Source organism: Geobacillus sp. PLS 41 (assembly GCF_056494105.1).
In genome coordinates this window covers 1,155,078-1,176,194 of record NZ_CM151395.1, presented here as the reverse complement: position 1 = coordinate 1,176,194, position 21,117 = coordinate 1,155,078, and the positions used below count along the sequence as shown (strand labels likewise).

The window sequence follows — 21,117 nt, the reverse complement described above, 5'->3', positions numbered from 1 at the left end:
AACGACGGTCAATTCTCCCAACAAGATGTCCTGCCTCTTCCTCTGCCAGCCGATTCAAAGAAGCTGGATGCGTCGAGGCAACTCGCAGTTCATCCGATGATGCAAATGCTCGTCACTGAGCTGCTGCGAAATGACATCTCTTTAGACATTTACTATTATAATGATTCGCGCTGAGCTGTCAAGAGTTTTTTCATTCCTTCAAAACTAGATAACCGTTGGAAGAAGCCGCTCGCCTGCGCTTTTCGCTGTCTAGTTCCGGCCGCCATCGGCTCGCGACGCTTCGGTCCTGCTGCGGCGGCGACACATTGCATACGCTCCTGTGGCACCACCCACGCAGAACCAAGCTTCGCTTGGTTCGAGCCTCCTCGCAGGCCCTCCAGCGCACCTCGCCGATAAGCGGGCGGCCTCCACTTTTCTTGCTAGGTTAAGCCCTCGATCGATTAGTATCCGTCAGCTCCACGTGTCGCCACGCTTCCACCTCGGACCTATCGACCTCGTCATCTTCGAGGGATCTTACCCGCTTTGCGCGGTGGGAAATCTCATCTTGAGGGGGGCTTCACGCTTAGATGCTTTCAGCGCTTATCCCGTCCGCACATAGCTACCCAGCGGTGCCCCTGGCGGGACAACTGGTACACCAGCGGTGCGTCCATCCCGGTCCTCTCGTACTAAGGACAGCTCCTCTCAAATTTCCTCCGCCCGCGACGGATAGGGACCGAACTGTCTCACGACGTTCTGAACCCAGCTCGCGTACCGCTTTAATGGGCGAACAGCCCAACCCTTGGGACCGACTACAGCCCCAGGATGCGATGAGCCGACATCGAGGTGCCAAACCTCCCCGTCGATGTGGACTCTTGGGGGAGATCAGCCTGTTATCCCCGGGGTAGCTTTTATCCGTTGAGCGATGGCCCTTCCATGCGGAACCACCGGATCACTAAGCCCGACTTTCGTCCCTGCTCGACCTGTCCGTCTCGCAGTCAAGCTCCCTTGTGCCTTTGCACTCTCCGAATGATTTCCAACCATTCTGAGGGAACCTTTGGGCGCCTCCGTTACCTTTTGGGAGGCGACCGCCCCAGTCAAACTGCCCACCTGACACTGTCTCCCACCCCGCTAAGGGGTGCGGGTTAGAATTTCAATACCGCCAGGGTGGTATCCCACCGTCGCCTCCACCGAAGCTGGCGCTCCGGCTTCCCAGGCTCCCACCTATCCTGTACAAGCGATACCAAAATTCCATATCAGGCTGCAGTAAAGCTCCACGGGGTCTTTCCGTCCTGTCGCGGGTAACCTGCATCTTCACAGGTAGTATAATTTCACCGGGTCTCTCGTTGAGACAGCGCCCAAGTCGTTACACCTTTCGTGCGGGTCGGAACTTACCCGACAAGGAATTTCGCTACCTTAGGACCGTTATAGTTACGGCCGCCGTTTACTGGGGCTTCGGTTCGCACCTTCGCTTCCGCTAAGCGCTCCCCTTAACCTTCCAGCACCGGGCAGGTGTCAGCCCCTATACGTCGCCTTTCGGCTTCGCAGAGACCTGTGTTTTTGATAAACAGTCGCTTGGGCCTTTTCACTGCGGCTCTTCAGGGCTCTTCACCCCAAAGAGCACCCCTTCTCCCGAAGTTACGGGGTCATTTTGCCGAGTTCCTTAACGAGAGTTCTCCCGCGCGCCTTAGGATTCTCTCCTCGCCTACCTGTGTCGGTTTGCGGTACGGGCACCTCTTCCCTCGCTAGAGGCTTTTCTTGGCAGTGTGAAATCGGGGACTTCCGGATTACTCCGTCGCCGTCACCGCTTAGCCTTATGATCCGCGGATTTGCCTGCGGATCAGCCTCACGGCTTGGACAGGCTCTTCCAGCCGCCTGCTCGCCCTATCCTCCTGCGTCCCCCCATCGCTCAAACGGGAAGAAGGTGGTACAGGAATCTCAACCTGTTGTCCATCACCTACGCCTTTCGGCCTCGGCTTAGGTCCCGACTAACCCTGAGCGGACGAACCTTCCTCAGGAACCCTTAGGCTTTCGGCGCAGAGGATTCTCACCTCTGTTTTCGCTACTCATACCGGCATTCTCACTTCTAAGCGCTCCACCAGTCCTTCCGGTCTGGCTTCTCTGCCCTTAGAACGCTCCCCTACCGATGACCAACGGTCATCCCGCAGCTTCGGCGGCACGTTTAGCCCCGGTACATTTTCGGCGCAGAGTCACTCGACCAGTGAGCTATTACGCACTCTTTAAATGGTGGCTGCTTCTAAGCCAACATCCTGGTTGTCTCGGCAACTCCACATCCTTTTCCACTGAACGTGCACTTCGGGGCCTTAGCTGGCGGTCTGGGCTGTTCCCCTCTCGACCACGGATCTTATCACTCGCAGTCTGACTCCCGGGCATAAGTCGTTGGCATTCGGAGTTTGACTGGGTTCGGTAACCCGTTTTGGGCCCCTAGCCCAATCAGTGCTCTACCTCCAAGACTCTCAAACCCGAGGCTAGCCCTAAAGCTATTTCGGGGAGAACCAGCTATCTCCAAGTTCGATTGGCATTTCACCCCTACCCACACCTCATCCCCGCACTTTTCAACGTGCGTGGGTTCGGGCCTCCAGCCGGTGTTACCCGGCCTTCACCCTGGACATGGGTAGATCACCTGGTTTCGGGTCGACGACGACGTACTCACACGCCCTGTTCAGACTCGCTTTCGCTGCGGCTCCGCCTCTTCGGCTTAACCTCGCACGCCATCGTCACTCGCCGGTTCATTCTACAAAAGGCACGCCATCACCCATCAACGGGCTCTGACTACTTGTAGGCACACGGTTTCAGGTTCTCTTTCACTCCCCTCCCGGGGTGCTTTTCACCTTTCCCTCACGGTACTGGTGCACTATCGGTCACTAGGGAGTATTTAGCCTTGGGAGATGGTCCTCCCTGCTTCCGACGGGATTCCTCGTGTCCCGCCGTACTCAGGATCCGCTCGGGAGGGAACGAAGTTTCGACTACAGGGCTCTCACCTTCTCTGGCCGGCCGTTCCAGACCGGTTCGTCTACCCCGTCCCTTTCTCACTCCCATCGTGAGCGGTCCTACAACCCCAAGAGGACATGCCTCTTGGTTTGGGCTGTTCCCGTTTCGCTCGCCGCTACTCAGGGAATCGCGGTTGCTTTCTTCTCCTCCGGGTACTAAGATGTTTCAGTTCCCCGGGTGTGCCCTCCATGCCCTATGGATTCAGGCATGGATACTGCCCCATTACGGACAGTGGGTTCCCCCATTCGGACATCTCCGGATCAACGCTTGCTTACAGCTCCCCGAAGCGTTTCGGCGTTTGCCCCGTCCTTCATCGGCTCCTAGTGCCAAGGCATCCACCGTGCGCCCTTTCCAGCTTAACCTATTGCGCTCTCGGCTTCTTCCTTTGCTTTATCGGTTATCTAGTTTTCAAGGAACGAAGTAGCTCCTTTGAATTCGCTTCTTCGCTGGTTTGCGTCGAGGAATTCGGCTTCTCCGAATCCGCTTGTAGACGCAGACGCAAACGAGACTGCTTCTTGAATTCACTTCTCTGCAGTCTTGTGCCGAGGAATCTTGCTTCCCTGAACCTGCTAGCAGACGCAGGCACAGATGCAAAGCAACTACGTTGAAACAGCTTCCTTGCAGCTTTGCGTCGAGGAATCCAGCTTCTCTGAATTCACTTGTAGACGCAGACGCAAAGCAACTGAAGGAATTTTTCATTCCTTCAAAACTGAACGAAACAGAAGCGCGTTTTGCTTTGAATAACGACTGATGTCTAGCTCCAGCGCCTGGCTCTCTTCTGCCAAATAACCTTCCCCCTCGGGGTGCAAGCACCCCAACGGGTGAAGAACATTTGGCTTCGAGATCGCCAGGATGGCGATATTTCGCCGTTGCCCGCAGGACGCGGGCTGCCTTTAGGCGAAATTACGGCGCTTCCGCTTTTCTCCTTAGAAAGGAGGTGATCCAGCCGCACCTTCCGGTACGGCTACCTTGTTACGACTTCACCCCAATCACTTGCCCCACCTTCGGCGGCTGGCTCCCTTGCGGGTTGCCTCACCGACTTCGGGTGTTGCAAGCTCTCGTGGTGTGACGGGCGGTGTGTACAAGGCCCGGGAACGTATTCACCGCGGCATGCTGATCCGCGATTACTAGCGATTCCGGCTTCATGCAGGCGAGTTGCAGCCTGCAATCCGAACTGAGAGCGGCTTTTTGGGATTCGCTCCCCCTCGCGGGTTCGCAGCCCTTTGTACCGCCCATTGTAGCACGTGTGTAGCCCAGGTCATAAGGGGCATGATGATTTGACGTCATCCCCACCTTCCTCCGACTTGTCGCCGGCAGTCCCTCTAGAGTGCCCACCTTCGTGCTGGCAACTAGAGGCGAGGGTTGCGCTCGTTGCGGGACTTAACCCAACATCTCACGACACGAGCTGACGACAACCATGCACCACCTGTCACCCTGTCCCCCCGAAGGGGGAACGCCCAATCTCTTGGGTTGTCAGGGGATGTCAAGACCTGGTAAGGTTCTTCGCGTTGCTTCGAATTAAACCACATGCTCCACCGCTTGTGCGGGCCCCCGTCAATTCCTTTGAGTTTCAGCCTTGCGGCCGTACTCCCCAGGCGGAGTGCTTATCGCGTTAGCTGCAGCACTAAAGGGTGTGACCCCTCTAACACTTAGCACTCATCGTTTACGGCGTGGACTACCAGGGTATCTAATCCTGTTTGCTCCCCACGCTTTCGCGCCTCAGCGTCAGTTGCAGGCCAGAGAGCCGCCTTCGCCACTGGTGTTCCTCCACATCTCTACGCATTTCACCGCTACACGTGGAATTCCGCTCTCCTCTCCTGCACTCAAGTCCCCCAGTTTCCAATGACCCTCCACGGTTGAGCCGTGGGCTTTCACATCAGACTTAAGGGACCGCCTGCGCGCGCTTTACGCCCAATAATTCCGGACAACGCTCGCCCCCTACGTATTACCGCGGCTGCTGGCACGTAGTTAGCCGGGGCTTCCTCGTGAGGTACCGTCACCGCGCCGCCCTCTTCGAACGGCGCTCCTTCGTCCCTCACAACAGAGCTTTACGACCCGAAGGCCTTCTTCGCTCACGCGGCGTCGCTCCGTCAGGCTTTCGCCCATTGCGGAAGATTCCCTACTGCTGCCTCCCGTAGGAGTCTGGGCCGTGTCTCAGTCCCAGTGTGGCCGGTCACCCTCTCAGGCCGGCTACGCATCGTCGCCTTGGTGAGCCGTTACCTCACCAACTAGCTAATGCGCCGCGGGCCCATCCGCAAGTGACAGCCAAAGGCCGCCTTTCAACCAAAGACCATGCGGTCTTCGGTGTTATCCGGTATTAGCTCCGGTTTCCCGGAGTTATCCCGGTCTTGCGGGCAGGTTGCCCACGTGTTACTCACCCGTCCGCCGCTGACCAAACCAGAGCAAGCTCCGATTTGGTCCGCTCGACTTGCATGTATTAGGCACGCCGCCAGCGTTCGTCCTGAGCCAGGATCAAACTCTCCAAAGAAAGTTGATTGGCTTTTCGGATTGTCCAGCTTCGGCCCGCCGCCGCTCGGGGTCAAATAACCTTCGCCTTCGGGATTGTAAATCCCTGCAGGCGAAGAACATTTGCCCATCGCGGCGACCCGCGGGCCTCAGCTTTTCGTTGCGCTTCGTTTCGTTCAGTTTTCAAGGAACAAGCTTTCGACTGTTTTGTCTCTCTCAAACAGCTCTTTTATGTTAGCATAACATCTTTTTGGATGTCAACTGCTTTTTTGCTTCGCATCGCTGTCAAACAACCTCTTTGATCAGCGACGTTTTTTAATATACCACCTTAACTCGAAAAAAGCAATACCTTTTTTAAAAAAATTTTAGGACGCGCTGATCCATCCCCGTTCCCTCTTCTCCATCCCACAGGAAAGCGTTCTTTTCCTAAAAAAGGGGAATGAACACCGGCGCGAGTGCATACATTTCTTCTATGGCATCGCTATATAGATGCGATTGGACGCCTTCACATCGACGGCTTTTGCAGAGCGACTGGATGGACTGTCAGGCGACCGAACAACGCCGCTTCCAGCCCCACGCCTGGGTCTGTGAAGCAGGTAGTCGTTCCGTCTTCCGCCACGCCAAGGTGCAGCGAAGAAGACGGCGGTTTGCCTCGGGCGGTCGAAATAGGCAAGCGACTTTTTTCGTCAAGGACGTGGAGAACTTTTCCGTTTTGCATCTATATCGTTGTTGCGATCCTTTCATCAAGGAGGCTTCTTCACTTTGATTCGCGTGTTATCACCAATCAACTTTGACGTTTCTAGTTCGTTTTCGCTTCCGGCCAGCGAACAACGAATCTTAGATGCCCTTGTTTCCTCGCCTAAGTTGTATACGTATGCAAATAAACACCAGCTTCGATTTGAAATCGCCTTGCGCGACCGCATTGTTCGGGCGGCGGGCGAGTTGGCGAAAAGCCGGGCGCGGTTTGCCATTTTCCGTTTTTCGCGCTGCAACAGCGATTTTTGGACGCGGGACGAGCGCGGCGGCTTCCGTCTTCGCCCAGATGTCACGGCTTCCGAAGCGATTCAGGACATTTTTGTCCATAGCGAGCGATACGCGTTTGAATGCGCGACCGCGATCGTCATCGTGTTTTACAAGGCCGTGCTTGACGTAATCGATCCAGCGGCATTCAACCGGCTGTTTGCGGATTTGCTGCTGTATGACTGGCATACCGACCGGGATCTTGGCATTCAAACAAAAAAAGATGAACACTTTCTCCCCGGAGATTGCCTCTATTTTAAAAACCCGGAATTCGATCCGTTGACGCCGCAATGGCAAGGGGAAAATGCCATTTACTTAGGCGACGGCTTCTTTTACGGGCATGGCATCGGCATTCAAACAAAGGAGGGCATCATCGCCGCGCTCAATCGAAAACGAAAGCGGGGAGCCACGAAATCCGCTTACCTGCTTCCCGATATCACGCAAGTCGATTTCGCTTATTTGTCCCAATTCGCCCGCGGCTTCGATGAATTCCGCCTGCCGATCCGCCGCTCTTCCTTTATCTTTGGAACGCTAGGGTCCGCTGCGTTCTTGCACCGTTAGCGGACCTTTTTCGTTTTTCTCCCACAAATACAGGGCGATTCCTGTTAAAATAAAAATACCGCCGATCCATTGAAACGGACGGATCGGTTCGCCAAACAGCCAGTAGGCCAAGGCGGAAGCGCCGATCGGTTCAAATAAAATCGCCATCGACACCGTCGAGGCGCTGACCCATTTGACCGCCCAGTTCATCACCGAATGGCCGAGCAGCGTTGGAATGACGGCGAGGGCGAGAAAACAAAGCCAATCCGTCAGCTGATACGCCGTCAGCGAAAGGCGAAACAGCATCGCGTACAGCCACAACACCGCCGCGCTGATGCTATAGACGATATAGGTATACGTCATCAATGACAACCGTTGTCGCACCTCTTGGCCGAACAACCAATACGCCGTGACAAACGCGCACGCAAGCAGCGCCAATCCATCGCCGTACAGCGCTTCCCCGCTGACGCGGAAGTCTCCCCAGCTGATGAGGATGCTGCCGATCATGGCCAACACCGCGCTCCCGACCGCGCCGACGGTCAACCGTTCGCGGAAAAACAACGCGCCGCCTGCGAAGGCAAACAGCGGCTGCAGCGTCACAAGCACGACCGAACTGGCGACGGATGTATAGTCGAGCGATTCAAACCAAAGGATAAAATGAAAGGCAAGCAAAACCCCAGAACAAAGCGAAAACAGCCAATCGCGCCGGGAGACGCCTCGGAGTTCGCTTCGATGCCGGAGGAACAACGGCGTCATGATGGCGACGGCCAAAAAGAGCCGATAAAAGGCGATCACCGCGGACGGCGCCTGCGACCATTTGACGAAAATGGCCGATGTTGACACGGCAAGCGCGCCGATGAATAGAGCGGCATAAGCCTTTGCTGTGCTTGGCGGCTTCATGTTTCTGCCAACTCACTTTCTACGAAAAGGAGTGTGCGCCCTGATCTACCACTTTCATGCGGAAGGGCGGACAAAAATGGTTCACGAACGTTTTCTTACATTATACCATGAACGAGGTGAGAAACGATGATGTTTGATCCGTTCCTCAAACTAGGGATTTCCGCCATTCTCGGGCTGATCATTGGGCTGGAACGGGAATTGAAGCGAAAACCGGTCGGTTTGAAAACGTGTCTTGTGATTTCCATTTCCAGCTGCTTGCTTACAATCGTTTCGATCGAATCGGCGTACGTCTTTCCGCTCAAAGACCATATTACGATGGACCCGCTTCGACTGGCGGCGCAAATTGTGTCCGGGGTCGGTTTTTTAGGAGCAGGCGTCATTTTGCGCCGCGGCAACGACAGCATCACCGGGCTGACAACCGCCGCGATCATTTGGGGGGCGGCAGGGATTGGAGTAGCGGTCGGCGCAGGCTTCTATTGGGAATCGGCGTTCGGCGTCGCGCTTCTCATTGTCAGTGTGGAACTCATTCCGTTTTTGATCAATTTTTTTGGACCAAAGCAGCTGCGCGAAAAAGAGGTGCTGTTGCAAATCACCGTGGCGGACGCCAAAAACATTACAAAGGTCATCGACCATTTAAAACAACAGGACATCAACATTAAAACGATGCGCATTAAAGACGTTGAAGAGAATGAACATTTGCTGAAACTAAGAGCCGTCATTGACCAAAAGCGCTCGACCGCCGAACTTTACTACGTCATCCGCTCCATTGACGATGTCGTGCACGTTGATATTGAAAGCGGGTGATCAAAAAAGGATTGCAATTGTCCGCATCCATATATATAATGGGACATGGACAGATCATCCATATCCTTTTTTGGGGCATTAGCTCAGTTGGGAGAGCGTCGTGCTGGCAGCGCGAAGGTCACCGGTTCGAGCCCGGTATGCTCCATTTGCCCAACCCTTGCCGTGCAAGGGTTTTTTATTTTTGTTTCGGGAGATGGCGATGAGCCATCCCCCTGTGAACAAATTCCCAAAAGAAGCCTCCCACCATCTAAACGTGAAGGGGCGCCAGCACCAGTGAACGACCTGACTGAACCTCAAATCGTGGGGCACACAAGAAATCGCTCGGTTCACGTCCCGTCATGAGATGAGACTCCTCGGACTCTTACGCCCTTCGGCTTCATCCGTCCGGGTTGGTTTTGTATTTTTTCAGACGTTCCTCCAACTCACGGCGCGCCTGCTCGATGTCAAAGTCGTCGTCTTCCGGCTGGCTGTAATCCATCTTCAGCCAATCCGGCACGATCTCGGTGCGGATCGGTTTCCGCATCGTTCTGCCGCCATCGGATGAAGGCGGGGCGGATCGTTGCTTCATCCGCTCTTTTCGAAACGCCAACCGCGCGGCGCGCACTTCGTCCACGGTGCGATACCCTTTTTCCGTCCAGTCGCGCAAAATCGTTTCCACGTACACCCACCGTTTGGCGCCGTTTTCCACCGCGATTTTCAATGCTTCCAACACCAATTCCTCGGACGCATCGTCCACCCATGCATTGATCTTTTCCCGCAAATAATCGCCGATCACGCCAAACCCGTTTTCCTCACAGAAGCGAACGATCTCCTTGTATGTGCGCACGCGCGCGTCTTCTTCGTCTTCTCTTTTGATCTCTGATGTCATCTCTGTTGTCGTCTCTGGTATTGGTCTTGTCAAATTGAGCACCTCGACCGCCCAGTTTGACCAGCTGGATGGTTCATTTTGCGCAAATGGACGGACTGTTTCGCCCATCGTCTGCTCATTTTGGCCGATCGAAACGCCATCGTAAACGGCCGAAATCTGATCTTGTTGAATCGTCGAAACGCTGCTTTGCCTCATCGACCCCCCATCTTCAGTGGGCAAAACCCTATTTTGAACCGTCAAAATGCCATCTTGAGCCGTCAACATCCCCCCTTGAACCACAGAAGCGCCGCCTTGAACGGCCGAGATGCCATCTTGCACAATCGAATCCCCATCGTGCGTCGTCAAACCCTCATCGTGAACGAACGAAACCCCGTTTTGAGTGAACGAAACCGCACCTTGAACGATCGAAACACCATTGTGCGCGGTCATCACGCCATCATCTGCCGCCTGCCCATGTTGTCCGTCCGACATTTCTGATATTTCTTTCGTTATTTCGGCCAGTTTGTCATAGTCGATCCGATACCATTTCGTTTTATCGATCTTGGAGCGGTTGAAATTCGCCGCGACGATGATCCCCATTTTTTCCAGTTTAAGAATGATCCGGCGAATCGTGCTTTCCGACCAGAACGGGAATTGTCGCTGCCAGTCTGCATACGTGTTGTACACCCACTTATAGCCGTCATGGACGTTTTCGCTTTTCTTGAGCCAATAATGCAGCTGCTGAACAACGATGCTTTCGTTCAACCCGATCGCCAAAGCGAGTTGCGGCAAAATGACCAACGGTTGATCATCGAAAAGCAAGTTGGACATGTCATCCTCTCCCCCTCAGACGAGATGTTTCCTCATCGTTCCACTTTTTTGATAAACTTTATCGTGAACGAACGCAAACCGCCTAACAGCGCGATAACGGCCATATTGGCTTGATTTTTCGCTGAAAAACGGAAAAAACCGGCATAACATGTGCGATCGTGTGCTGAAACCCATCCATTGCGGACATCCGGTTTTTGTTCAAGAGGAAGAAATGTTTTTCGAGTGGAGGGATCGTTTTTGAAACGAATGGTCATATTCTTGTTTTGTTTCCTGTTGATGTTCCCGATTTCCGCTTTTGCCCACCCTGGCGAGCTTGATGAGTTGGGCGGGCACTTCCGCGGCAGCGACTGCGTGTATTTGCTCCATGAGCCGACTGCGCTGGCGAAGCAGGCGAAAACGAAACAAGAGCTTGTCCAGCTTATTCAAACATACAACGGCAATGAACGATGCAAGCGGCATCTCACCCCAGAGCGAATCGACCTGGACGGCCATACACTGGGGAAGAAAGAAGATCGTTCTACGTTGCGCCTTGGCCGCACCTACCCGGCTGAATTGGTCGAGTGCATCGACGGCGATACGGCGAAATTCCGCGTCAACGGCCATGTATACACGACGAGGTTTTTGTTCATTGATACGCCGGAGAGCACGATCCAAGTCGAACCGTATGGGAAAGAAGCAAGCCGATTTACATGTTCCCGCTTGCATCAAGGGAACATTTTGCTTGAGACCGACGGAGACGCGCTGTTTGACAAATACCAGCGGCTGCTCGCCTGGGTGTGGGTCGGCAAGCGCCTGCTGCAAGAAGACCTCGCCAAAGCCGGACTTGTCGAAGACTTTTATGACTATGGCGATTACAAATACGAAGCGCGCGTCCGCAAGGCGTACGAGGAGGCGAAACGAACCGGAGCAGGCATGTACGGCAAGCACGCCTCTGGAGAGAGGGAGGGGGCAGGGACGGAAACGCGGCCGCAGACCGGGGAAAAGACGGCCAAGACCGTTCACCCGCCGGCTTTGGAGAACAAAACGCCGCTCGAACGATCCGGCCGTCCGGTTCTTTATACGCTGCTTGGCCTAGCGGCGGCCGCCGCGCTCTATTGGCTCATCCGCCGGTTGACATGATCAACGGCCGGTGATGGAACGAATATCAGGCTTTGCAACAATGTTTTTCAAATTGAAAAAACCTTGCAGCGCCGCAGTTTCATCCCTTGAGCTTTCTCACGAACGGATCGAGCGAATCCGTTGGGTTTCGCCGGCCTTCTGGGGAAAAGAAAAAGCCTGTCCCCAGCGGGCAGGCCTTTTCTTCAACGTTTTCACCTCGTTTTCTTTCTCCCTCATTGCCTCGGCAGCAGCTCTTCAATGCCGTCCGGGCCGCTTTCCATCCGCGCCGGCGACTCGCCGAGCCGCCGAAATCCGTATTTCTCAAGGCGCATGATTTGTTCGTCGGTCAAATCGGTGTACGCGATGACAGACGGCGTGCCGGACGATTTGTAAATCAAATTGCCGGTCACCGGGCATTGAAACGCGTCAGCGACAAATCCTTCCCCATCTTGGATCGTAAACAGCCGAATCGGCATGACGTTCATATCCTTCCCTCTTTCCGTTCATCCTCATTACTTATGACTTCCCCGCCTCCCCCCATTCTATACAAGCCGTTTGCCGACAATGACCAAATCGCGTTCCACGCCGTCCAATTCCGCCACGCGCGGAAAATATCCCCATCGTTCAAATCCGAAGCGGGAGAAAAGCCGCAAACTTGGTTCATTATGCGCAAAAATAAAGCCGAGCAGCGTCTTGATCCCAAGTTCGGGCGCCCGTTCGACCGCCCGCTCGAGCAGCTTCGTCCCAAGCCCCCGGCCGCGGTGCGTTTCGGCGATATAAATGCTTACCTCCGCCGTATGGCGGTACGCCGGGCGGCCGTAAAACGACTGAAAGCTGAGCCAGGCGCAAACCGCGCCGTCGTCCTCGACGACCCAAAGCGGACGATTGTGCGGGTCATGGGCCTCAAACCACGCCCGCCGGCTTTCGACCGACACCGGCTCCAAGTCCGCCGTCACCATCCGGCTTGGGATCGTTTCATTATAAATGCGGACGATGTGCGGCAAATCCACCGCGGCCGCATCGCGGATCAAACATGATTCCATCTTTCCATCTCCCCTTTTGCAAACAGTCATTTTATTTCCATCAGTGAAAAAAGCGAGAGTATAATGATACATATGTACAAACAAAGAAAGGGGAAAGAGATGAAACGCCAGCTTGTCGTCTATCTTGTGTCGCTCGCCGCGTTTCTCGGCCCGTTTACGCAAACGATTTACACTCCTATTTTACCAGAAGTGCGGGAGGCGTTTGCGACTTCTTCGTTTTTGATCAACTTGACGATTTCCATTTTCACTTTCTTCCTGGCGATGATGCAAATCGTCTATGGCCCGCTCACCGACCGGAAAGGACGGAGGACGGTGCTGCTTGGCGGCATCGTACTTGACCGTGCTGTCCATTTTCTTTTTCTTGATCGCGGCCCAACGATCGCTTTCGCTGCTTGTTTTGGCCATCGCCTTGTTCGGCTTGTTTTTAGGCCTTTCGCTCCCAGTGCAGACGACCGTACTGACGAACGTTTTTCAAGCGAACCGCTCGACAGCGATCGGCGTGTACAACTTTTTCCGCTATATGGGCATGGCGTTCGGACCAATGATCGGCAGCGCGCTGTTTGCCGCTGGAGGGTATCATCTCGTCTACGGAATCGATGATATTCTCTTTTTCGCCTGCGCCTTGCTGTTGACGGTGCGCGTTGCCCGGACGCGCCGCCAATCCGCTGTCTGACAAAACGAAGCCGCTTGCCCGACATGTCGTTCGGCAAGCGGCGGATTTCCCCGTCTTTCGCTCCATCAACGTTTCATCCGATGTCTACGTCCTTGCACCGACTCCCTCTGATTGTCGTCTGAAAAGCCGTCTTGTTCACGAAACAGACGGCGAACAACAACCGTTTTCTTGCGGGCCGCCCGGACGCTTCATGCCGGAAAACGCCTTTACTCGAACCAAGCAACGCAAGAAGGCTCCCGCACTGTCAGCCGGCCTCCCCTTTTCACTCCCGCTCTTCCGTCAATTCCGAAACCGGCACATCCCGGCGCTCATGAAGCCGGCCATCGCGCAAATGGACGGTCGCCGTCTGTTTTTCTTCATCATACCCGTCAATCCATACCGACACGCCGTTGTAATATACCGGGATATCGGCAGGGGAAGAAACGATTTGTTTGACACGGTTCATATCCATGACCACTGTCCCCTTTCTGTGATGTTCCGTTTCCTAGTATGGGAAAAAACAGGAATGTTTATGCAAAAACGGCTCACACTAAAAAAGACAAAAGCAAAAGAGGGGTGGACGATGAGAACAAGGAACGTGCTGTTATCGTATTGGCGCTGGCCGCCCGTGCTTCGTCTGTTTGTCTCGGCAAGCGCGTTGATCGTGCTGTTTGGCGCGCTGATGCGCTTCATTGAACCAGAGACGTTCCGCACGGTGTTCGACGGCGTGTGGTGGGCGATCGTGACGTCGGCGACAATCGGCTACGGCGACATCGTCCCGAAAACGGCCGCCGGAAAACTCGCGGCCATTGGGCTTATCATCCTTGGCACCGGCATCCTCACCGCTTATTTCGCTTCCGTCTCCGCCGCGGCCGCCGCCCGGGAAACCGCCTTTACAAGCGGACAGCTCCGGTATACAGAGCGCGGCCATGCGGTGATCGTCGGCTGGAACGAGCGGGCGCGCGAGGTGCTGCTCCGCCTCGCGCGGCACGACGCCTCCATGCGCTTCGTTCTCATCGACGCCACTGTTCCGTCCCACCCGCTTCTGAACGCGCCGGTTCATTTCATTAAAGGAACGGCAAGCGACGATGCGGTGCTGGAGAAGGCCAATATTCAAGAAGCGCGTTTTTTGCTCATCACCGCCGATCCGCATAAAGCGGAAGCGGAAGCCGATAAAGATACGATTGTCACGCTGCTTGCCGCCAAAAGCCTCAACCCGTCGGTGTACGCCATCGTGGAAATCCTAACGGGCCGAAACGTCCAGAACGCCTTCCGCGCCGGGGCGGATGAGGTGATTCAGACAAACTTGCTGGCGAGTTTCGCCATGGCCGCCAGCCTTCGCTCGCCGGGCGCCGCCAGCGTGTGGGAGACGGCGCTTTACCGCCTGGACGGACAGACGCTCTGCCTTCTCGAGCCAGACGAACAGCAAATCGGCCAGCCATTCGCCGCCGTTCAACAGCAGCTGCTCAAGCAAAACGTGACGCTGCTTGGCGTCATCCATGGAGATCACGGAGCGATTTCCGTTGCACCGGACCGCCCGATTCAACAAAGCGACCGCCTGTTCGCGCTTGCCCCTTAATCGAGCAGGCGGCGCTCCAGTTCTTGGACAAGCGCCTTTCCGACGGAAATGTATCGCTCGGGTACGGTCGCATCCGGGTCTTGCGGCTCGGCAAACTGATTGAATGAGGCGCTGATGTTGCCGACATCGGCGAAATCATCGATGCCCCGTTGGTATTTATGCGCAAGCAAAAACGGCCGCCCAAGCTCCACCGTCGTTCCGTGCGAATCAAGCTGCCCGTCGACCGCCCGAAACGGCACGCGCAAAAACTGATAGCCCGCGTCATCGGCGATTTTGTAGTCGAAATAGCCGTGATCGTAGTCCCACCCGCCGCCGATTGTATATCCCATTGGTTTTAATTGCTCTTCCAAATGGTACAGTTGAAATTGTTTTCCTTCCAAACGCGATGGCATTTCAATCATGCACAATCCCTCCTTTCTTTTATCGTTTCCCGTTCGGCGGGGATTATTTGTCCGCGGCAGCTTCAGACGCTTGGCGAAAAACGGCAGGGAGCAATAAACCCTCGCCCGGGCGTTGTGCGGCCGAACGACCCGGTTCATGTATAACAAAACACCTCTTCCCCCGCAAAAGGGAAGAGGCGCTTTTTCCGTCGTTCCGTCCGCCATTTTGGGCGCGACTCGGGTCGAGCCGCGAGTCATCTCCCCCGAGAAAACAGCGGCTTGGCGATGGAACACGTTGTTATTTCAACCGTTTCTCCAGTTCTTCCTTCAACTGCTCATAGCCTGGTTTGCCGAGGAGGGCGAACATATTCTTTTTGTATGCTTCCACTCCCGGTTGGTCAAATGGATTCACCCCGAGCAAGTAGCCGCTCATGGCGCATGCTTTTTCAAAGAAGTAGACAAGGTAGCCGAACGTATATTCATCGAGCTTCGGCAACGTGATGACCAAGTTCGGCACGCCGCCGTCCGTATGGGCGAGCAGCGTCCCTTCGAACGCTTTTGTGTTGACGAAATCAACCGTTTTTCCCGCCAAATAGTTCAGCCCGTCGAGGTCGTTTTCTTCGGCTTCAATGATCAGCTCATGACGCGGTTCTTCCAGCTTCAACACTGTTTCAAACAAATCGCGGCGCCCTTCTTGAATGTATTGGCCGAGCGAATGCAAATCGGTCGAGAAATCAGCGGAAGCCGGGTAAATGCCTTTTTGATCCTTCCCTTCGCTTTCGCCGAACAGCTGCTTCCACCATTCGGCGAAATAGTGCAGCGCTGGTTCGTAGTTGACGAGCAGCTCGATCGTTTTCCCTTTGTTGTACAAAATGTTGCGGATGGCGGCGTATTGGTAAGCGGCGTTTTCCTCAAGCTCCGAGGAGCTGAAATCGTCACGCGCTTTGGCCGCTCCTTCCATCATGGCGTTAATGTCCGCGCCGCTTGCGGCAATCGGCAGCAACCCGACCGCCGTCAGCACCGAGTAGCGGCCGCCGATGTCATCCGGAATGACAAACGTCTCGTACCCTTCCTCATTGGCGAGCGTCCGAAGCGCGCCGCGCTTGCTGTCCGTCGTCGCGTAAATGCGGCGGCGCGCTTCCTCTTTGCCGTATTTCTCCTCAAGCAGCTTGCGGAAAATGCGGAAGGCGATCGCCGGCTCGGTCGTCGTCCCCGATTTGGAAATGACGTTGATCGAGAAGTCTTTCCCTTCCAAGAAATCGATGACGTCTTTCATATACGTCGAGCTGATGTTGTTGCCGACAAAAATGATTTGCGGCGTTTTCCGCTTTTCTTTTGGCAAGGCGTTGTAAAACGAATGGTGCAGCATCTCGATCGCCGCCCGCGCGCCAAGGTACGAGCCACCGATGCCGATGACGACAAGAACATCAGAGTCCGATTGGATTTTTTTCGCCGCCTCCTTGATGCGTGCGAATTCTTCTTTGTCATAGTCGACCGGCCAGTCAAGCCAGCCTAAAAAGTCGCTTCCAACACCGGTTTTTTCATGAAGCGAATGATGCGCGACTTTCACGGCATCGCGCAAGTATGTAAGCTCATGTTCGCCAAAAAAGACGAGCGCTTTGGAATAGTCAAAGCGAATGTGGGTCATCGATTTCCGCCTCCCCTTCAAGAATCATTGCCTTCTTTCACTTTAGCGGAATAAACAAGGGAAATCAAGCAGCCCACCTTTTTGGAAACGGATTCATTTTTTGCCATGTTCGCCGCGCCGATTTCCTTGCGTGACACCTGGAGGGATGGTGATGCAACGAAAAAGACAGCTTATCCCAACCATTTTTCAATTAGAGAAACCTTGTGAAGTTCGTCTTCTTTCCTGATGAAACGCCGCCGATTTGGGAACAAAACTCGTTTTTCACCAGCCTTCTAGGGGCTCAGGCTGCTTGCCTCAAGAAACGTAATCAACGTTGTGCTTTTTCCTCATTCGAGAACCATGGATTCGGGCGAGGCGGCTGTTTTTCGCGCCCTCCTCCCTTTCCGCCGTCCTGCGGGATTGGGAGCGCACCCAGGCAAACCAAGAAAATAGGAAAAGCGCCAGCTCAGGCAGATTCCGTCGCCGAGCCGGCGCCATCATCGATTGATTCGCGAAACCGCCGCATCGCCTCATTACAGGGAAGCGCGCAAAATGGCGAGCACATCATCGCGGTTCAATGTTTTGAAACGGCCGAACTCGCCAAACGCCATCGCTTTATCGGCCATCAGCTCCAAGTTTTCCTCGCCGATGCCATAGTCCCCAAGCCGCGACGGCGCCCCGAGGCTCGACCAGAACTCGCGCAGCCGCTCGATGCCTTCAAGCGCCACATCCCGCTCCGATTTGCCCGCCGGATCGACATCAAAGACGCGCACCGCGAGCTGGGCGAAACGGCTGACATTTTCATCGAGCACATGCTTCATCCAGTTCGGGAACAAAATCGCCAATCCCCCGGCGTGCGGGATGTCATACACGGCGGAAACGGCATGCTCAATATTGTGCGTCGCCCAGTCGCCGCGGACGCCCATTTGCAAGAAGCCGTTTAAGGCGATCGTGCCCGAGTACATGATCGTCTCGCGCAGCTCGTAGTTTTCCAAATCGTTGATCAGTTTGGGCGCCGTTTCGATCACGGTTTTCAACACCGCTTCACACATCCGGTCTTGCAATGGTGTGTTCGGCGTATGGTGGAAATATTGCTCAAACACATGCGACATCATATCGACAATGCCGTAAACCGTATGGTCTTTCGGAACGGTCATCGTATACGTCGGATCCAAAATCGAAAATTGCGGGAACGTAAACGGGCTGCCCCAGCCGTATTTTTCTTTCGTCTCCCAGTTTGTGATCACCGAACCAGAATTCATCTCCGACCCGGTCGCCGCCAGCGTCAAGACGACGCCAAACGGCAGGGCGCCGGTGACGGGCGCTTTTTTCGTGATAAACTCCCACGGATCGCCATCGAATTTCGCCCCGGCGGCGATCGCTTTCGTGCAGTCGATGACGCTGCCGCCGCCAACCGCCAGCAAAAACTCGACGCCTTCCCGCTTGCAAATGTCCACCCCTTTTCTTACGGTCGAGACGCGCGGGTTCGGTTCGACGCCTGGCAGTTCGATGACCTCGGCGCCAATGTTCCCCAATATCTTCATCACTTCATCATACAGTCCGTTTCGTTTGATGCTGCCGCCGCCATACACGAGCAGCACTTTCTTGCCGTAGCGCGGCACTTCTTCTTTGAGACGTTCGAGCTGCCCTTTTCCGAAAATCAGTTTCGTCGGGTTGCGGAAAATAAACTCTTGCATATGGATGCCCTCCTTTTCCTGAATCTATTATGGCAGCGCCTGCCACCGGTTGTAAAGCCAACTGCTTTGGCGGCAAACGATGCATATTTTTCACGACTGCGATTCATCCTATAAGTTGAAAAGAAATTTTCCAAAGGAGGCAAACAAGATGGGAGCATTGCAGCGCATTGCGCTATTGTTGACCATTATCGGCGCCATTAACTGGGGACTGATCGGCTTTTTCCAATTTGACTTAGTCGCCGCCATTTTCGGCGGCCAAGACTCCGTTTGGTCGCGCATCATCTACAGCTTGGTCGGCATCGCCGGCTTGATCAACTTGGCGCTGCTGTTCAAACCGGCCGAAGAGCTTGGGCGCACTGAACCGAAAACATCGCGCACATGACGGAAAACCATTGGGACACTCACCGCCTGACGGTGGGTGTCTTATTTTTTTGCGCCTCTCCCGGCCTCAAAGCGTCATGGACTCTCACCGTTTGGGGCGCAGGGTTATGGTTTCGGCCAATTTTCTTTCTTGGACTGCTCAATCCATTCGCGCAGTTTTTCCTTCAACGGGCGAAACCCCGACTTGAGCGGCATTTTCATGCGCATATGGCGTTTTTCCTTTTCCCCGGCGGGTTCAAGCGCCTTTAGGGACAGGCTCGCCCTCCTCGCCTTTCGATCGACGTCCAACACCTTGACCGTCACTTCATCCCCGACATGGACGTAATCGCGCACATCTTTCACAAATTGATGGGAAATTTCAGAAATATGGATCAGCCCTTGCATGCCGTCCTCAAGCTGGACGAACGCGCCATACGGCTGAATGCCCGTCACCTTCCCTTTCACGATCGCTCCTCGTTTGATCGTTGACAAGCGAAACACTCCTATTGATGAATTTCGTCTATGTTTCTGTATTATAACATAGACCGACAGCAAACCCCAAAAAAAGATGTCCCGCCGACGGCGGAACATCCCCAGTTACAGGCGCGCCAAAAACCGTTTCATTCGCTTAATGGCTTCTTGCAGCTGTTCGAGCGATGAAGCGTATGAACAGCGGATATAGCCTTCCCCGCTTTGGCCGAAGACGTTGCCGGGGACGACCGCTACTTTTTCTTCGATGAGCAGCCGCTCAGCAAACTGCTCCGACGTCAAACCGGTCGGCTTGATGGACGGGAAGGCGTAAAACGCGCCGCCCGGCAAATGGCACGGCAGCCCGATTTCATTGAGCGAGGCGACGAAATAGTTGCGCCGCCGCCGGTAGCTGTTGCGCATCTCGGCGACATCGCGCTCTCCGCTGCGAAGCGCCTCAAGCGCCCCATATTGCGCCATCGTCGGCGCGCACATCATGGCATACTGATGGATTTTCAACATCGCCTGCAAAATCTCGTCAGGCGCTGCCGCAAACCCGAGCCGCCAACCGGTCATCGCAAACCCTTTGGAAAAACCGGAAATCAAAATCGTCCGCTCGCGCATGCCGCTAACAGCGGCCATGCTCGTGTACTCTCCTTCATACGTCAGCTCGGCGTAAATTTCATCGGCAATGACGAGCAAGTCATGCGCCTCAGCCAGACGGGCGATCGCTTCAAGCTCCGTGCGGCTCTGCACCGTTCCGGTCGGGTTGTTCGGCGAGCAGATGATGACCGCCTTCGTCCGCTCGGTGATCGCCCGTTCAAGGTGCACCGGATTGAGCTGAAACTTGTCTTCGCCAGACGTGTGAACGGCCACCGGTTTCCCGCCCGCGAGCACGACAAGCGGCTCGTAGGCGACAAAACTCGGTTCGACGATGATCACTTCATCGCCCGGGTTGATGATCGCCCTAAGCGCCAAGTCGATGGCCTGGCTCGCCCCGACCGTCACTAAAATTTCTGTCTCCGGACAGTAGTCGACATGAAACTTGCGGCGCAAATAAGCGGCGATTTCTTGGCGGAGCTCCAAGAGCCCGGCGTTGGCCGTATACGACGTATAGCCTTGCTCGAGCGACAAAATGCTCGCTTCGCGAATGCTCCAGGACGTGACAAAATCCGGCTCGCCGACGCCGAGCGAAATGACGCCGTCCATGCTGGAAGCAAGGTCGAAAAAGCGGCGGATGCCGGATGGCTTCAAGCCCGCAACCGTCTTGGACACGTACGTTTTTCTCGTTTGCGGCTTCATGGCGACACCACGATGCGGCGATCTTGATCTCCTTGGTCAAAGACGATGCCATCGTGTTTGTATTTTTTCAAAATGAAATGGGTCGTCGTTGAAATGACAGAATCGAGCGTCGACAGTTTTTCCGATACAAATTGGGCGATTTCCGCCATCGAACGCCCTTCGATCACGACCGATAAGTCGTAGGCGCCGGACATTAAGTACACCGATTTCACTTCCGGGAATCGGTAAATGCGTTCCGCCACCTCGTCAAAGCCGACGCCGCGCTTCGGGGTCACCTTGACGTCGATCATCGCCGTCACCCCTTCGCGTCCGTCCGCCTTCCGCCAGTCAATGAGCGCCGTATATTGCACGATCACTTTCGCCTCTTCTAACTTTTTGACGAGCGCTTCCGTTTCTTCGACCGGCAAATCGATCATCTTCGCCAGCACATCGATCGGCGTTCGCGCGTCTTTTTCCAATATTTCGATAATTTCCAACTCTTTTTCGCTCAATTTCACGCAGCATCCCTCCATTTC

Annotated in this window: 18 protein-coding genes, 1 tRNA gene, 2 rRNA genes and 1 pseudogene; 8 read left to right on the top strand and 14 right to left on the bottom strand. The window is 54.9% G+C overall.

The window, feature by feature from the left end:
* Nucleotides 1-420: 420 nt before the first annotated feature.
* The 3 genes from ACVX3G_RS05815 to ACVX3G_RS05805 all read right to left on the bottom strand — a co-directional run bounded on the left by ACVX3G_RS05815 (nucleotide 421) and on the right by ACVX3G_RS05805 (nucleotide 6,127).
* Nucleotides 421-3,350, bottom strand: a 23S ribosomal RNA gene (locus tag ACVX3G_RS05815).
* Nucleotides 3,351-3,918: 568 nt separating this feature from the next.
* Nucleotides 3,919-5,476, bottom strand: a 16S ribosomal RNA gene (locus tag ACVX3G_RS05810).
* Together the 16S and 23S rRNA genes form the textbook arrangement of a ribosomal RNA operon.
* 483 nt (nucleotides 5,477-5,959) lie before the next feature.
* The gene (locus ACVX3G_RS05805) at nucleotides 5,960-6,127 is read right to left on the bottom strand and encodes a hypothetical protein (RefSeq protein ID WP_231293748.1); all 168 of its coding nucleotides are present in this window, start codon (nucleotides 6,125-6,127) and stop codon (nucleotides 5,960-5,962) included.
* 89 nt (nucleotides 6,128-6,216) lie between these two features.
* On the opposite strand from ACVX3G_RS05805, the gene ACVX3G_RS05800 reads away from it, so the two are divergent.
* Nucleotides 6,217-7,035: a protein-glutamine gamma-glutamyltransferase gene (locus tag ACVX3G_RS05800; RefSeq protein ID WP_011232385.1), complete on the top strand. Its 819-nt coding sequence runs from the start codon at nucleotides 6,217-6,219 to the stop codon at nucleotides 7,033-7,035.
* Here the strand turns inward: ACVX3G_RS05800 and ACVX3G_RS05795 are convergent.
* Nucleotides 7,006-7,914 carry a DMT family transporter gene (locus tag ACVX3G_RS05795; RefSeq protein ID WP_014196630.1) on the bottom strand — a complete coding sequence of 303 codons (909 nt, stop codon included), beginning with the start codon at nucleotides 7,912-7,914 and terminating at the stop codon, nucleotides 7,006-7,008. The two genes, ACVX3G_RS05800 and ACVX3G_RS05795, sit on opposite strands and share 30 nt — an antisense overlap.
* A gap of 126 nt (nucleotides 7,915-8,040) precedes the next feature.
* On the opposite strand from ACVX3G_RS05795, the gene ACVX3G_RS05790 reads away from it, so the two are divergent.
* Nucleotides 8,041-8,718 (top strand): MgtC/SapB family protein, encoded by a 678-nt coding sequence (locus ACVX3G_RS05790; protein ID WP_011232387.1) that lies wholly within the window; start codon nucleotides 8,041-8,043, stop codon nucleotides 8,716-8,718.
* A gap of 72 nt (nucleotides 8,719-8,790) precedes the next feature.
* Nucleotides 8,791-8,863 (top strand) — tRNA-Ala (locus tag ACVX3G_RS05785).
* A 231-nt stretch (nucleotides 8,864-9,094) separates the two neighbouring features.
* Here ACVX3G_RS05785 and ACVX3G_RS05780 read toward each other — a convergent pair.
* On the bottom strand, nucleotides 9,095-10,396 hold the full coding sequence (locus tag ACVX3G_RS05780; RefSeq protein WP_014196631.1) for a DnaD domain protein: 1,302 nt from the start codon (nucleotides 10,394-10,396) through the stop codon (nucleotides 9,095-9,097).
* 237 nt (nucleotides 10,397-10,633) lie between these two features.
* Here ACVX3G_RS05780 and ACVX3G_RS05775 point away from each other — a divergent pair, with 237 nt between their 5' ends.
* A complete protein-coding gene (locus ACVX3G_RS05775) occupies nucleotides 10,634-11,515 on the top strand; it encodes a thermonuclease family protein (RefSeq protein WP_025039336.1) in 882 nt (293 codons plus the stop codon).
* A gap of 212 nt (nucleotides 11,516-11,727) precedes the next feature.
* On the opposite strand, the gene ACVX3G_RS05770 is transcribed toward ACVX3G_RS05775, so the two are convergent.
* Entirely contained in the window at nucleotides 11,728-11,979 is a 252-nt protein-coding gene (locus tag ACVX3G_RS05770) for a hypothetical protein (RefSeq protein ID WP_013144370.1), read from the bottom strand.
* Nucleotides 11,980-12,036: 57 nt separating this feature from the next.
* Entirely contained in the window at nucleotides 12,037-12,537 is a 501-nt protein-coding gene (locus ACVX3G_RS05765) for a GNAT family N-acetyltransferase (RefSeq protein ID WP_014196635.1), read from the bottom strand.
* Between the two features lie 63 nt (nucleotides 12,538-12,600).
* On the opposite strand from ACVX3G_RS05765, the pseudogene ACVX3G_RS05760 reads away from it, so the two are divergent.
* A pseudogene (locus ACVX3G_RS05760) lies at nucleotides 12,601-12,813 on the top strand (hypothetical protein); the annotation flags it as partial.
* 43 nt (nucleotides 12,814-12,856) lie between these two features.
* A complete protein-coding gene (locus ACVX3G_RS05755; RefSeq protein WP_011232392.1) occupies nucleotides 12,857-13,210 on the top strand; it encodes an MFS transporter in 354 nt (117 codons plus the stop codon).
* Nucleotides 13,211-13,472: 262 nt separating this feature from the next.
* Here the strand turns inward: ACVX3G_RS05755 and ACVX3G_RS05750 are convergent, their stop codons facing one another.
* Complete coding sequence (locus ACVX3G_RS05750) at nucleotides 13,473-13,661, bottom strand: H-type small acid-soluble spore protein (RefSeq protein WP_013144368.1); 189 nt, start codon at nucleotides 13,659-13,661, stop codon at nucleotides 13,473-13,475.
* Between the two features lie 111 nt (nucleotides 13,662-13,772).
* Between ACVX3G_RS05750 and ACVX3G_RS05745 the strand changes: the two genes are divergently transcribed.
* A complete protein-coding gene (locus tag ACVX3G_RS05745) occupies nucleotides 13,773-14,768 on the top strand; it encodes a potassium channel family protein (RefSeq protein ID WP_025039315.1) in 996 nt (331 codons plus the stop codon).
* Here ACVX3G_RS05745 and ACVX3G_RS05740 read toward each other — a convergent pair.
* The 3 genes from ACVX3G_RS05740 to ACVX3G_RS05730 all read right to left on the bottom strand — a co-directional run bounded on the left by ACVX3G_RS05740 (nucleotide 14,765) and on the right by ACVX3G_RS05730 (nucleotide 18,472).
* Nucleotides 14,765-15,169, bottom strand: a complete 405-nt coding sequence (locus tag ACVX3G_RS05740) for a YugN-like family protein (protein ID WP_013144366.1) — start codon at nucleotides 15,167-15,169, stop codon at nucleotides 14,765-14,767. The two genes, ACVX3G_RS05745 and ACVX3G_RS05740, sit on opposite strands and share 4 nt — an antisense overlap.
* A gap of 277 nt (nucleotides 15,170-15,446) precedes the next feature.
* Complete coding sequence (locus ACVX3G_RS05735) at nucleotides 15,447-16,796, bottom strand: glucose-6-phosphate isomerase (protein WP_014196638.1); 1,350 nt, start codon at nucleotides 16,794-16,796, stop codon at nucleotides 15,447-15,449.
* 512 nt (nucleotides 16,797-17,308) lie between these two features.
* On the bottom strand, nucleotides 17,309-18,472 hold the full coding sequence (locus ACVX3G_RS05730; RefSeq protein ID WP_014196641.1) for an iron-containing alcohol dehydrogenase: 1,164 nt from the start codon (nucleotides 18,470-18,472) through the stop codon (nucleotides 17,309-17,311).
* Nucleotides 18,473-18,620: 148 nt separating this feature from the next.
* Between ACVX3G_RS05730 and ACVX3G_RS05725 the strand changes: the two genes are divergently transcribed.
* A complete protein-coding gene (locus tag ACVX3G_RS05725; RefSeq protein ID WP_011232397.1) occupies nucleotides 18,621-18,854 on the top strand; it encodes a DUF378 domain-containing protein in 234 nt (77 codons plus the stop codon).
* A 104-nt stretch (nucleotides 18,855-18,958) separates the two neighbouring features.
* On the opposite strand, the gene yugI is transcribed toward ACVX3G_RS05725, so the two are convergent.
* The 3 genes from yugI to ACVX3G_RS05710 form a co-directional block, all read right to left on the bottom strand.
* Nucleotides 18,959-19,324: a S1 domain-containing post-transcriptional regulator GSP13 gene (yugI, locus tag ACVX3G_RS05720; protein WP_013144364.1), complete on the bottom strand. Its 366-nt coding sequence runs from the start codon at nucleotides 19,322-19,324 to the stop codon at nucleotides 18,959-18,961.
* Between the two features lie 105 nt (nucleotides 19,325-19,429).
* Entirely contained in the window at nucleotides 19,430-20,602 is a 1,173-nt protein-coding gene (locus ACVX3G_RS05715; protein WP_011232399.1) for an aminotransferase, read from the bottom strand.
* Complete coding sequence (locus ACVX3G_RS05710; RefSeq protein ID WP_013144362.1) at nucleotides 20,599-21,099, bottom strand: Lrp/AsnC family transcriptional regulator; 501 nt, start codon at nucleotides 21,097-21,099, stop codon at nucleotides 20,599-20,601. The genes ACVX3G_RS05715 and ACVX3G_RS05710 overlap by 4 nt, the downstream gene beginning before the upstream one ends.
* Between the last annotated feature and the right edge of the window lie 18 nt (nucleotides 21,100-21,117).

Bases quoted from the DNA above. Each gene is read 5' to 3' on its own strand.
- ACVX3G_RS05795 (WP_014196630.1), bottom strand. From the start codon at position 7,914: ATGAAGCCGCCAAGCACAGCAAAGGCTTATGCCGCTCTATTCATCGGC.
- ACVX3G_RS05790 (WP_011232387.1), top strand. From the start codon at position 8,041: ATGATGTTTGATCCGTTCCTCAAACTAGGGATTTCCGCCATTCTCGGG.
- ACVX3G_RS05780 (WP_014196631.1), bottom strand. From the start codon at position 10,396: ATGTCCAACTTGCTTTTCGATGATCAACCGTTGGTCATTTTGCCGCAA.
- ACVX3G_RS05770 (WP_013144370.1), bottom strand. From the start codon at position 11,979: ATGAACGTCATGCCGATTCGGCTGTTTACGATCCAAGATGGGGAAGGA.
- ACVX3G_RS05765 (WP_014196635.1), bottom strand. From the start codon at position 12,537: ATGGAATCATGTTTGATCCGCGATGCGGCCGCGGTGGATTTGCCGCAC.
- ACVX3G_RS05750 (WP_013144368.1), bottom strand. From the start codon at position 13,661: ATGGATATGAACCGTGTCAAACAAATCGTTTCTTCCCCTGCCGATATC.
- ACVX3G_RS05745 (WP_025039315.1), top strand. From the start codon at position 13,773: ATGAGAACAAGGAACGTGCTGTTATCGTATTGGCGCTGGCCGCCCGTG.
- ACVX3G_RS05740 (WP_013144366.1), bottom strand. From the start codon at position 15,169: ATGATTGAAATGCCATCGCGTTTGGAAGGAAAACAATTTCAACTGTAC.
- ACVX3G_RS05735 (WP_014196638.1), bottom strand. From the start codon at position 16,796: ATGACCCACATTCGCTTTGACTATTCCAAAGCGCTCGTCTTTTTTGGC.
- ACVX3G_RS05730 (WP_014196641.1), bottom strand. From the start codon at position 18,472: ATGCAAGAGTTTATTTTCCGCAACCCGACGAAACTGATTTTCGGAAAA.
- ACVX3G_RS05725 (WP_011232397.1), top strand. From the start codon at position 18,621: ATGGGAGCATTGCAGCGCATTGCGCTATTGTTGACCATTATCGGCGCC.
- ACVX3G_RS05715 (WP_011232399.1), bottom strand. From the start codon at position 20,602: ATGAAGCCGCAAACGAGAAAAACGTACGTGTCCAAGACGGTTGCGGGC.